The organism is Dokdonia sp. Hel_I_63, from assembly GCF_007827285.1.
Taxonomy (GTDB): Bacteria; Bacteroidota; Bacteroidia; order Flavobacteriales; family Flavobacteriaceae; genus Dokdonia.
Genome location: NZ_VISD01000001.1, coordinates 2,152,170 through 2,165,763, shown reverse-complemented (window position 1 = coordinate 2,165,763; position 13,594 = coordinate 2,152,170). Strand labels below are relative to the sequence as shown.

At 33.8% G+C, this 13,594-nt stretch carries 7 protein-coding genes; 1 reads left to right on the top strand and 6 read right to left on the bottom strand.

The features are described 5' to 3' along the window. Window positions 1-118 precede the first annotated feature (118 nt). The 3 genes from JM84_RS09475 to JM84_RS09465 form a co-directional block, all read right to left on the bottom strand. Window positions 119-4,765, bottom strand: coding sequence for a DUF5689 domain-containing protein (locus JM84_RS09475; RefSeq protein WP_144783964.1), 4,647 nt, complete (start codon window positions 4,763-4,765; stop codon window positions 119-121). A 165-nt stretch (window positions 4,766-4,930) separates the two neighbouring features. Beyond that, the gene (locus tag JM84_RS09470; RefSeq protein WP_144783962.1) at window positions 4,931-6,001 is read right to left on the bottom strand and encodes an NADH:flavin oxidoreductase/NADH oxidase; all 1,071 of its coding nucleotides are present in this window, start codon (window positions 5,999-6,001) and stop codon (window positions 4,931-4,933) included. 286 nt (window positions 6,002-6,287) lie between these two features. Further along, on the bottom strand, window positions 6,288-7,646 hold the full coding sequence (locus tag JM84_RS09465; RefSeq protein ID WP_144783960.1) for a capsule assembly Wzi family protein: 1,359 nt from the start codon (window positions 7,644-7,646) through the stop codon (window positions 6,288-6,290). 46 nt (window positions 7,647-7,692) lie between these two features. Between JM84_RS09465 and JM84_RS09460 the strand changes: the two genes are divergently transcribed. Beyond that, a complete protein-coding gene (locus tag JM84_RS09460) occupies window positions 7,693-8,421 on the top strand; it encodes a tyrosine-protein phosphatase (RefSeq protein WP_144783958.1) in 729 nt (242 codons plus the stop codon). On the opposite strand, the gene JM84_RS09455 is transcribed toward JM84_RS09460, so the two are convergent. The 3 genes from JM84_RS09455 to JM84_RS09445 are packed head-to-tail and all read right to left on the bottom strand — an operon-like array spanning window position 8,418 to window position 13,582. Further along, window positions 8,418-10,781, bottom strand: a complete 2,364-nt coding sequence (locus JM84_RS09455) for a GumC family protein (RefSeq protein ID WP_144783956.1) — start codon at window positions 10,779-10,781, stop codon at window positions 8,418-8,420. The genes JM84_RS09460 and JM84_RS09455 overlap by 4 nt on opposite strands. Window positions 10,782-10,799: 18 nt before the next feature. Next, window positions 10,800-11,573 carry a polysaccharide biosynthesis/export family protein gene (locus tag JM84_RS09450; RefSeq protein ID WP_013752239.1) on the bottom strand — a complete coding sequence of 258 codons (774 nt, stop codon included), beginning with the start codon at window positions 11,571-11,573 and terminating at the stop codon, window positions 10,800-10,802. Further along, window positions 11,573-13,582, bottom strand: coding sequence for a polysaccharide biosynthesis protein (locus tag JM84_RS09445; protein ID WP_409994608.1), 2,010 nt, complete (start codon window positions 13,580-13,582; stop codon window positions 11,573-11,575). Before JM84_RS09445 ends, JM84_RS09450 begins: the two co-directional genes overlap by 1 nt. Window positions 13,583-13,594: the final 12 nt, after the last annotated feature.

The window sequence follows — 13,594 nt, the reverse complement described above, 5'->3', positions numbered from 1 at the left end:
AAAAAGTTTTAGAGTAGGAAGATTTAGAAAAACTTTCATTTTGGTATATTAAATAATAAAGGCTGAGCAATATTATTATTGCTCAGCCTTAAAATTATCAAGATGTAGTACTCATTTATTATCTCTTAATAAGAACTTTCGTCCCTTGCACTACTCCATTTACAGTTGGCTTTAAAAAGTAAAAGCCTCTATGTAAATTTCCTAATTGAAGTGATGTTATAGATTGCCCATCAGAAATTGTTGCATTTTGAGAAAATACACGAACTCCAAAAATATTGTAAAGTTCGAAAGACACTTCGGTATTTATTGAGCTAGTGATTTTCACGTTGGCATCTTTAATTACTGGATTAGGATATACTTTAATCTTAGAAATAACAATTGAAGAGTTATCGCAAGCCCCTAATGTTGCACCTTTTCGTAAAAATACTCTTGCAGCATAACGGCTTACACAAAGTGAACGCCCTTTGTAACAGAGCTGAACGCGCTGGAAATATGGATTATTATCACATGTAACATCCTCTACTGTAACAGTGATTTCCTTTTCAGTCTCACACCCATTATCATCCATTACAGTAACCGAAACAGTACTTGTTGCTTCTGGACAAAAAGTGATACTTTCTGTGGTTTCACCTGTGCTCCATAGTATGGATGTGTCACCTTCAGCCACAATATCAGATACTGATAAAGTAGTGCAGTCTGACCCGTAACCTTTATATATAGTCACATCGTTAGATACTGAAAAAGTTATTTGTGCAGGGCTAGATATATTGATGTTCTCAACAAGAAGTTCATCGTCATTACTGTCGGTAATAATTACTGAGTAAGTGCCTTCAGTTAAATTCTCTGCAAAATTTTCCGTTTGACCATCACTCCAAACATAGCTATACGGAGCAACACCTCCAGTTACAGAAACGGTTGCTACGCCATCATTTACACCAAAACAGGTGATGTCAAATGCTTCAATAGTCGCAACTTCTAAAGGCTCTATAGTATCAAATATAAATCTAGCAGAAACAGGAAAGTGATCTGACGCTGTAAATGCATAGTCTTCATCATAAAATTGATATCCTACAGATGCACTGCTCTCGATATAATTATCAAAAAGTTCATCTGTAATTGCGATATGGTCAATCATATTTTCTCTAGATACAAAAGATCTAAATCCGGCGTCACTTAATACACTTGTAACCACATTGTAGTTCTCTGGATCCTGTACGTAAGCGATAAAAGATGATTCTGTTGTAGGTACTTCATCTGCAACCGTCTCATCTACATCATCATTGTAATCTCCCAAAAGAATAATCTTTCTATCTGAAAATTGAACATCTAGAGAATCTTTAAGTACTTCTACATCATAACGACGCATATCATACCTATTTTGAGATTGAGTACTACCATTTGCGCGAGCATGTAGTGCTATTAAATCTATTTGCTCTGTGGTACCATTGATAGTAACATCTGCAGTCATTAAGAACGGTAAACGCCCACTTGCATAGAAACGATCTGTGGTACTAGGGTAATCTACTAAAGCACTATCATCACCTCCATTGTATAATGGGTGTATTGTAGCTAATAGTGCTTGTGTTTTTACAAGATTCACCGTAGCAGTTTTGTAAATAAAACCAAGCTTTTGAAAAGGTGGTGTTCCAGTAGGATTAGAAACAGCATCAGAAAGAATATAATCGTAGCCTTCTAGTCCATCCACTAGCTCAGCAAAAAGAATATCATCTGCTATTTCTTCTACAGCAATGACATCTGCATCTAATCTTCTTAATACTGTACGTACGCTATCTCTCTGTATTTCGTCAGACATAGGTCTTCCTGCTGGCGGAGCATTATTTTCATCTCCAAACCACTCAATATTCCACGCGACTACATCAAAGCTATCATCCCTTGAAACATCAGAAGTTTCATCTGGACTTTCAAAAGGAGTAGCGCAAGGTATATCACTTGCTAGTCTAGGTAATAATTGGAAATTATCACCAAAGCGACCAACAACCCCTACAATATCACAACTACTAGGTTGGGTTAATGTAATTAGTGAAGATGCATTCCCATCTATACGCAACTGACCAGATCCACTGCTATCTGTAAGTTCAAAATTCGAATTTCCAAAAAGTAAATCTCCTTCATTAGGAAAGCTTGCATCAATAACACGCACCAACTGACCTTCATAATCAGATAATTGTGATAAAGTGATAGTTATAGGCTCTATGATACTTGTGGATGGAGCGTTTATCTCTACAATATTTACAGGGCTTATCTGAGCAAGGCCATTAAACGAACTTCTCGTACCTGTAACTGTGATAGAATCACCGATAGCAAATACATTTTCACCATGAACAAGATTATCAAATATTGCAATCCCACCAGTTTCATCTTGAATAAATGCCGGACCATTAAACTGATCACTTACTGTTAAGATTCCAGTAGTTGTTACGGTATCTCCCTCCGCAGCTGATCTCACCTGTGCAATAGTAAGTACTTCACCTGCTGTAACAACAGCGTCATTAGCTCCTCCTGGCGTTGGAGTTTGAGCAATATAGTTTGCTGTATTTCTTGTGCCTCCTTGTCCATTTGGAATTCTCTGTAAAGATTCTGAGTCTTTACTTCCATTTGAATTTTCATTTAGTTGTTGTTGTCCAGAATTTAATAACACAATTAGTTCTAGATCTGTATCATCATCTGTTCCATAAACTATTGCATCAACGAGTCTATCAAGGGTTACTACTGATCCATTTGGAAAATCTACAGCGGTTCCTTGATATAAACCTATAGCGTCTGCTCCATTTTGAAATGAATTACTCGGAATTACTAAATCTACATTTAGAACATCTGCATTTCCTAATACAAAGTATCCTTCTTCATTTGTAGTAAATCCTTCTAAGTCAAATGTATTATAAACAGCATCCCCATTTCCGTTATAAGCGACAACAACAAATCCAGATAGAGAGGTGTTACCCTGGCCGCCATCAAAGATTTCAAGAAACTCTTGAGAATCTGATCCAGCAGTGTCTGCATCAAGTTCATTAATGACTAAAGTAATTGGTTCAGTAGCATTGTTATTTGTAGCTCCAGGAGTAGGTAATGCATTTACGTACGTTGCAGTTTCTCGTAGACCACCTGATCCGTTTGTAAATCGTTGTAGAGAGAATGTATCCTTATTACTTAACTCATCTTCATTAAGCTGTTCTTGCCCCTCTTTTAGAAGTATAAGCAAACCATCATCATCTGCATCATTAGTATCATAAACAACAGCATCTAGTAGGTTGTCAAGATCTACTATACTTCCATTTGCGAAATCATTTGTAGCATCTTTATAAAGAGCAACAGCGTCTGCTCCGTTCTGAATCCCATTACTAGCAAAAACAATGCTCGCCGTAGCTATTGATTCATTTCCTAGTACAAAAAAACCATTTGCATTTGTAGTAAACCCATCTAATGAATAAGAAGCATAACTAGTATCACTAGAACCGTTGTAAAATACTACAGTGTATCCGTCAAGAAGCGTATTACCCGTTCCACCGTCATATAATTCTACAAATTCCATGGTATCTGTACCAGTATTGTCTGCATCAATTTCATTGATAAGTAATACTGTATCGTTTGTTGGTTCTGAAGTAACTATACTATTTGCAGAATTTGGAGAATTAATAGCTTCACCTGCAGATGGTATTGCACTTGGAAAACTTGGAAGCCCAGCACCATTAAAATTATTTCTAATCCAGTCTGTTGTACTTCCCGTATTAGTTCCGCTAGGAATTCTAGATGCTCCACCTACTGTAAAAATTCCTCCATCAAAATCATTGGTTAGTACCACATCGCTGTATGACATATCTCCTTCATCACCATCACTTACCGCTACACTATCAATAATCTCATCCCAAGGATTAACATCAATTAATCCATCTAGATCTGTATCAATAGTTTCTCCGAGGTTACCAATAAAGTTTGTGACAAGAAGAATCGTTTGAGATCCATTTTGAAACACATTATTTTGAAAAGGTATTGTGTAAAGTCCATCTGAGGTGGTAGTACCTAATTGAAATACTGAAGTAATAGTTCCTACAGAATTTACATCACCCTCAATAATTAAAAGTGAATAGGCTGAGAGGTCTTCATTGTCCCCTGCAAGAACTTCTATAAATTCGTCGGTATCAGATCCCGTATGATTAAATACAAATTCGTTAATTACAGGCGTTATTATCAAAGTACCAAAAACTTGATTTGTATTTACCGCTCCAAAAGTATTTGTGTTTGTAATTTCCCAAGTGAAGTCAGCTGCCTCTATACCATTTCCAGATAGAGATAGCGAACTCTCGGTTGAAGTATCTGCTCCTTCTGATACACTTATGTTTCTACTAGTCAAGCCATCTGCTGGACCTCCTATAGCAGTAAGTTCTCCTTCATATGATATAAATTGAACCAAGTTACCTGTTCCATCTACAAGAGCAATACCATCTGGAGCTCCATTCTGAATTCCTGTAATAGGATAATTTACGGTTCCATAACCATTTTGTTGATTGGCTATTACTCCCGTAAGGTCTACTGTTCGATAAGGTTCGTTATTAGAACCATTATATAAAACTAATGACCATCCTGCTAAATCTGTTCCCGCAGGTCCAGCAAGTTCAATTCCTTCATTAACATCGCCCCCTGCGTTGTCATAATGCAATTCATTAATAAAAATACCTTGAGCATTTAGATTAGCAGTAAGAAATGCTAATATTATACACAAGAGTGCACTGAGTAGTTTTTTTTTCATTGAGAGAGTTTTTAGTTATGATTTTTGCAAATCTACAATCAAACTCAGTGTTCAATGTTTCTATATTGTTAAGCAATCGGCAAGTGGTGATGAACAATAATTTTGACATTATTATTATTCTAAAACAGCTTTAATTATATGTCGCTTATTTTCAAAAAGTTACAACTATTTTCTAGGTTTTGCTCTTTGATATTGACTCGGCCAAGCAATCTTCTTCCCTCCTAGTTCTGGACTTAATAATCCGAAATATGGATTTCGTAACATTTCTCTTCCTATAAATATTAAATCTGCCTGATCATTCGTTAAAATATCATCAGCTTGAATGGCGTCATCAATTAAGCCTACTGCACCCGTGGCTATATTTATTTCCTTTTTGATTTTTTCTGCAAAAGGAACTTGATAGTTTTTCTCTACTGGAATTTCTTGACTTTTAACAACCCCTCCCGTTGAACAGTCTATCAAGTCTACTCCACTATCCTTAAGAAGCTGAGAAATTTTTAGAGAATCCTCAATAGTATGACCACCTTCTGCCCATTCCGTAGCAGATATACGGACAAATAAAGGCATTCTATCAGGAATCACTGATCGAATCCCCTCTGTCACCTCTAATAATAGACGTACTCGTTTTTCAAATGTGCCGCCATATTCATCCACTCTTTTATTAGTAAGAGGTGATAAAAATTGATTTAATAGATATCCATGTGCGGCGTGAATTTCTATAACATCAAAACCTGCTATAACTGCTCTCTTAGCTGCCTCTATAAATAACTTGATAATATCTCTTATCTCATTTATAGAAAGTTCTTTTGGCACCACTCCTTCATCATTGAACGGTATAGGAGACGGCGCCACGGGAAGCCATCCTCCATCATCCTTAGTCAGCCTCTTACTCTCTTCCCAAGGCGCTAATGTACTTGCTTTTCTGCCAGCGTGTGCTAGCTGAATTCCCACTGCTGTACCTTGCTCCTTAATAAAAGTTGTAATTCGTTTAAGAGGTTGAATATGCTCATCTGACCAAATCCCCATATCTGAAGGTGTAATCCTTCCTTCCGGGGAAATTGCAGCAGCCTCAGTAATTATTAACCCAGCTCCTCCAACAGCTCTAGAACCTAAATGAACAAGGTGCCAATCATTTGCCATTCCATTAACTGAACTATACTGGCACATAGGAGAAACTACAATTCTATTAGGCAATTCTAAACCTCTTATTGTTAATGGTGTATATATTTTAGACATATTAGTTATAATTATTAATTAGAGTACCCTAAGGTTATTTTCTCAATTTCTGAGTGACCGTTTTTATATGATATCTAAACAAAGAGTAAGGACATTACAAATCGTAAGTTCAATCCATTTTACAAAGATAAAACTCCATAATAAGAGACACGAAGCCCATACTAACAAAGAATAAACCAAACCTTATTTAAATTTTTAAACTGGTAGAGAAGAAATTAATTTCAGAAGAATCTGGAGCTATTTAATTATAAGCTACCTCAAATATTTAAATTACTTTGAGGAATAATTACTCTAAATTATACTTGTAACCAATTCCGATACTTGTTGCATTAGAGAAATCATTAATATAATCTGCTCCTAAGTAAAAATTGATAATTCCAAGAGTATTCGTCTTATAAGAAAACATAGCATGACTATATAGTGCCTTTTGTCTAGGTTTTATAGGTGAAGTGTATGTTCCTAGATTCTGAATATAAGATCCTTTAAAAGCATAGTCAATCTTCCCTATTGATCCCGCTATACCTAGATGATGACCTATCATTCTGTTATTGCGTGGCGTTGTTGTATTACCAAAGGGATTAAGAAAGGGAAGTCCTATAATAGCTCCTTCATAAGTCCATCCTGATGGATATATTCCATTACTAAAGTAATTGTCACCACCGCTTTGTTGGTTAAGTCCTTCGGTTGGCCTAGGTGCTCCACTTTGTGATATCGTTTGTATATATTCGTATAAGATTGATTTAATCAACTTACTTCCTTCAGGTAGATAGTTAATTCCCCATACACCATCAGGAAAATTATTTAATTCTCGTCCAGATCGATCCTCAAATAATGATTGATGGTAAAGTGCTAATGTGCCAATGTTGAGTTTTCTTTTATAGTTAACATTATAACTGCCTAAGTGATTCCCTAATGCATTTATAGCTTCGTTGGGGTTGTCTATATCTCCTCCATTTGCTCCAATAAATATTCTACCGAATGCTTGTAAGTCACTAGGAAGCTTAGTTCCATCAGAAAGCGTACCTCCCCATTGAACATAATGTCTTAGAGCTACTGAAAGCGAATTCACTTCATTTATAGTCCAATTAGCTCTAATCATTTTATAATGAATCTGCGAATTTTTCGTACTGCGATCATCATTCAAATTATAATGAGCTAAGGCTGCATCTAAAGAAAATTTCTCTGACAATTTAATTGATTTCCTGTTGGAAATTATGATTCCAGGAAGTGGTCGTGCATTTCCAGTTTGTAAAATGTTATTATTTATAGTAGAAAGATTGTATGGCTCTGAAGTAAGCTGTTTTGCACCTGCCGTTACTAAAATCCATTTGTTTTTATACTCCAGATACAAATCACTTCTCCTTATATTATTATCAAATCCGTCAGATATATAAGCACCTGCACCTAAAGTGAGCATATGAGTATTTGATATGCTATAGTCCGCTTTCGCGAAAGCGGAAACTCCATAACTACTTGACTCACTTAGGAAACCTTGACTATTAGTAAAACTCCAAAAAGGAAGTCTATCATTAGGTATAAAGCCTATGGAGCCAAGAGAACCAGAAAAATTTAATCTTTCTTGCGCAGTGATACTGGAAGTGAAAATAAAAATATAAAGTAATACACTAAACAACTTTTTAATCATAGAATGAAGATACTAGTTTCTTAAATATTTGAAGTATTTTTGAGTCATGTTTGGAATATTTAACAAAAAGAAGTCGTTTCTAGATATTTGGTCAGGTACACCAGAGATGCATTGTCATGTATTACCAGGAATCGATGACGGAGCCAAAACTGTAGCTCATAGCGAGGAACTTTTAAGGAAATATAAGAGTTTAGGTTGTGATAAGATTATTGCCACTCCTCATACTATGGGAGGAATATATGATAATACACCTGCGACTATTTTAAATGCATATAATAGCATCAAAGAAACGCAAGGGATTGATTTATCATACTCTTCTGAGTATATGCTAGATGAAGTATTTACTACCTATTTGGAAAAAAAAGAGCTTATACCTCTAATCGATAATTTTGTATTAGTTGAAATGTCTTTTTTTCAACCACCAGAAAATCTCTTTGAACAAATTTTCAAAATTGGTTCCCAGGGATATACACCTATTCTAGCACACCCCGAGCGTTATGCTTATTATCACAATAATTTAAAAAATTATAATAAGTTAAAAAAAATGGGTTGTTATTTCCAACTCAATGCACTTTCGTTGACAAACCATTATGGAAAGTCTATTAATAAACAAGCGCTACTTCTTTTAGAGGCTGGTATGTACGATTTTATAGGAACTGATGCTCATAGATTTGAACATTTGGAAAAGATTTCGACTTTTGAGATATCTACAAAATATAAAGATGTAATCAACCGTATTTGTCACAATACAAAATCTTTATTCGAAAATAATTAAAATTCTTCCCATCTTTTTTTTAACCTCTCAAAATAACTTAATTCCTCCTCACCATAACCGTAGCCGTACTTACTACCATAGCCAAAATTTGTCCTTGTAATACTATTTAGTATAAACCCTACATTTTTTAATTTACCTTCATCTATTAATTCTGAAGGATATTGTAAAAGCTTTTTATCTGTATACTCTGCACGGCAAACATACACAGTCACATTAGACTTTTGAGTTAACAATAGTGTATCAGTAACTAACAAGGTAGGTGCAGTATCTACAACTATATAATCATAAGATTTAGATAAGGTATCGATAAGTTGGCTAAATCTACCATTGAGCAATAGCTCAGCTGGATTAGGAGGAACTTTTCCAGAAAGAATTACATTTAAATTATATTTATCTGTACCTAATTCATTAATTATAGAACTTTCAATTACATTATAGTCATGTAAATATTCTGCTAAACCTATTGTCCATTTAATACCTTCTAAATATCTGTGAATTTGAGGATTCCTTATATCTGCACCTAGAAGTATAACAGATTTATTTGTACTAGCTAGGCTTAAGGCCAGATTATATGCTACAAAAGTTTTCCCCTCTCCTTTGACTGTAGATGTTACAAAAATTACTTTCTCACTAGTTTGCTCATTAACTCTTAAAAAATATGATAGGTTTGTCCTTATAATACGGAAAGCTTCAGATAATACAGATCTATCATTAGTAATAATCGTACTACTCTCCTTTGCCTTAACCTCTGGGATCTCTCCTAAAATGGGAGGATTAGATAATAACATTTCAACATCGCTTCTACTGTGAATTTTAGTGTCGAATAGTTCCTTAAAGTAAATAACAACTAGAGGTATTAAAATACCTAACAAAATACTTAATAATAAAATAATTCTCTTTTTAGGTGAAATAGGAGATTTAGATGTGTATGCATAATCAACTATTTTAGCTTTAGGTGTAACTACAGAAAGTGCAATTGCCGTCTCTTCTTTCTTTTGTGATAGATATAAGTATAAAGCTTCCTTAATAGACCTTTGACGCTCGATGACTAGAGATGATCTTCCAATTTTAGGAATATTAGATAATTTATTATTAATAGTAGCTTGTCTTAGTTGGACTTCTCTATTTTCTATTTCAAGTGCAGTTTTTAATGTAGTTAAATTTTCAAGAAGATTACTACGTATTGCCGAAATTTGCTGATTAACGGCTATAACAACGGGGTTTAAATTTGTTGAGCTATTAAGAAGTTTGTTGCGCTCTAGAATTAAAGCATTATAATTTTCAACAGCAGTATTTGATAATCCTATATCAGAACCAATATTAATGGGTATTAAATCATCTTCATTTCCAGAGCTAAGATATTCTGAGAGAGAATTAAGTAAATCTAATTTAGTTTCAATCTCGAAATTCTTTTCGACAACTTTGTCTACATCTTTTAAAAAAAGCTTCCCTTCTTCTTGAATATCTACCAGTTTATTGGTTCTATTAAACACTTCCTTCTGTTGCTCAACAGAATCAAGTTCGCTTTGAATTATGGCAAGCCTTGTTTTAATAAATATAGCCGTACTTTTAGTTACAGCAGTTCTATCATTTATGGCATCATTATTAAAGACTTCAACAAGTCTATTTAGTATTACTTCAGATTTTTTAAAATTACTACCTATAAGGCTTAGTTTTATAATGCTACTCTTTTCACTTACTTGTTCTACTCCTATACTTGAACGTAAAGCGTTTATTGTATTCTCTATACTTGATACTTGAATTGTATATGTTTTACTAGGAGCTTCATTTTTTATAGATAGATAATCAAACCGTGGAAACAATATAAACTCATTACCTTTAAAAGAAATACGTTCACCAAAATCGTAATTTACAAAGTTTCCAGAACCATCAAAACTAATTTGACAACTAGCCTCATCTACTAATTTTAAATCAAACAGAATTGTTTTAATAGATTCTTCTTCTGATAATACTTTTACTTCTACAGGTTTATTTTCAAATAGTTCTATTTTTTTGAACCGATCATTTCTAAAATATGAAACATTTAATTTTAGCGAAGTTATAACTTCACCTATAATCCTCCTAGACCTAATAATTTCTAATTCATTTTCAAAGGCAGACTCACTGAGACCAGCCCCTGTTAGGCCTAAATCATCGAAAGCTGCGAGCTCCGACAGTGCACTATTGCTTTCATCTTTAATTAAAATGCTAGAGGAACTGTTATAAAAAGGAATACTAGAGTAAATATAAATATATGCAACACTTATAGTTACAAAGACCGAAATGATAAACCATTTCCAATAAGCAGCATAATGTAATAATTGTACTTTTACAGAAGACTCTTGAATATCTTTAGGCATATAAACTTAGGATAGGAATTATTTCACTAAGACAGCAATCACAGAAATGATGATACCAGCAATAGAGATGAAAATTGATGAATTTCTATTAAAACCAGAACTTTGAACTTGAGCCTTATTTGGAGACACAATTACAACATCATTTTGATTTAAATAATAATAAGGGGAATTAATAGCATCAATACTAGTAAAATCTAGTTGTCCATAAATCTTACGATTATCTTGTTCTCTAATTATTGTTACCGTTTTTCGATCTCCAAAAAGAGTCATATCACCTGCTCTACCAAGAGCTTCTAAAATTGTAATCCTCTCATCCGAAATTGTAAACGATCCAGGTCTGGCTACTTCCCCTAAAACAGAAATTGTATAATTTATAATGTTCAAGTTTACAATAGGATTTTTGACATAAGTTGAAATTCTCTCTTGTATTAACTCTATAACTTTTTGCTTTGTTTTGCCTCCAATAGCTAATGATCCTATTAATGGGAAGTCAATATTACCTTTGTTATCTACTAAATAAGTCTGTAATCTTTCGTCACCGTTGCGTGATATCCCAGAACTTGTAAACATTGGATTGAAGGGTAACACAGCTTCTGGAGATAGTGCTGAAACATATATGGTAAGTAAATCATTAGGTCTAACAATCACCTCATAGTCATTACTATTATCTTTACTACTTATATTTTCAACGTCTTGAAAATATAAAACATCTTTTTTTGAAACACAGGAAGAAAAGAAAAAGGCTATTAAAACAACTACTAAAAATCTAAAGCTTATAGAATCTAACAACATTATTTTGAGCTTGCATTTGTACTGAAGTCAGAAATAGTAGATTTTTGATTATCAACCTCTACATCTAGCAATTCATAGGTAGAGTTGTTACTTTTAAATTCTGGAATTAAAGTTTTTAACTTTGCCACACTAATCGTGTTATTATTTTTTACAGCAGCTTTAATAATTTTAGAAATTAATTCATCTACGAAATTATAATCATAAATTACATCCTCACTTATCATTATTTTGTCGTGATGCGTAGGTAGTGTCTTACTAGTGTCTAAAAGAAGTTCTTCATAAAGTTTTTCTCCTGGTCTTAGTCCTGTTATTTTTATTTCCATATCCTCGTTAGTAGTATATCCAGCTAATTTTATCATTTTTTCTGCTAGATCCATAATACGAACGGGTTCTCCCATATCAAAAATAAAAATCTCACCTCCTTTACCCATCGATCCAGCTTCGAGAACTAGGTGACAAGCTTCAGGGATTGTCATAAAATATCTAATTATATCTGGGTGGGTAATTGTAACAGGGCCTCCCTCTTCAATTTGTTTTTTAAAAAGTGGAACTACAGATCCATTAGATCCTAATACATTTCCAAAACGAGTAGTAATAAATTTTGTGACATTTTTTTTCTTGCTTTTTTCTAAAGTATCGAAATATTTAGATTGAACATACATCTCTGCTGCTCTTTTTGTAGCACCCATTACATTACTTGGATTTACTGCCTTGTCAGTACTGACCATTACAAAATGGCTTACACTATTTTCAACTGCAATATCTGCAAGATTTTTAGTTCCAAAAATATTTGTCAATATCGCTTCGGAAGGATTATCCTCCATTAAAGGGACGTGTTTATAAGCTGCGGCGTGATATATTGCATCAATCTTAAAAGTATTAAAGAGAACTCTTAATCTTGATCTATTAGCAACATCACAGATGGTAAATTCAATGTCTAAATTAGGAAACTTGGACATAAGCTCAAGTGACAATGCGTGCATGGGAGATTCTGCTTGATCCAAAATAATAAGCTTCGTTGGGTGATAACTTGCAACTTGTCTTGCTATCTCACTACCTATTGATCCTGCTCCCCCAGTGACAAGAATCGTCTTGCCAAGAATTTTTTTAGACTTAACGGAATCATTCAATTTAATGGGTTCTCTATTTAGAAGGTCTTCAATTTGTAAGCTCTTTAGCTGGTCGGTAACTGTTGTTTTCTCACTCCAATTGATAACTAGAGGGGAATTAAAAACTTTTATATCGTGTTCGAGACAGTCTTTGACAAGTTTAAATCGTTCTTCTGAATTAAGGGTGTTTCCCGCAAAAATTATAGCCGAAGCTTTTAATTTCTGAACAATAGTATGAATACTCCCATCCATTTCTAGAACTGGTTTATCTAATATTCTTAAACTTTTAATTTGTCTAGTGGAAACAAAGCCTTTAATAACAAATCGCTGTGGGTGCTCAATATCAAGAGCTGCGGCAATAGATATCGCTCCATCGTCTATTCCGACAATGACAGCTTGAATTAATTCTTCATCTTGATGAACTACTTTAAAGCTTTCATATAATTGCTTAATAACAAGTCTAAAAATAAATAATGCAGTAAAAGAGGTTACAAAGAACATTACTAAACCACTATTTAGGAAAATTTTTCCTCCCCAAAATCTTAGGTAAAATAAATTGATAAGTGTGAGTACTAGAAAAGTGCTCAATGTAGCAAAGAGTAACTTTAAGGCATCCATCAAAGAGGAATGACGAATTAATCCCGCATAAGTTCTAAATACTAATAAATTTACAAAAGTAACACCAACAATTAAACTTACTTGCTGTCCTATAGTTAGTACATTAAGTGGTTTAATATTCAAATCATTTAGCAATAAATAAGTAATAGAAAGTGCACAAAGAACTAGGGAGGTATCTATAAAAAGCACAGACCATCTAGGCAAATATTTTATATTCCTGATGTCTAATCTATTCTCATCAGAAAATAAGCGATTTATTGCTCTATATAACCTCGTCATCATTTCTTTTATGAA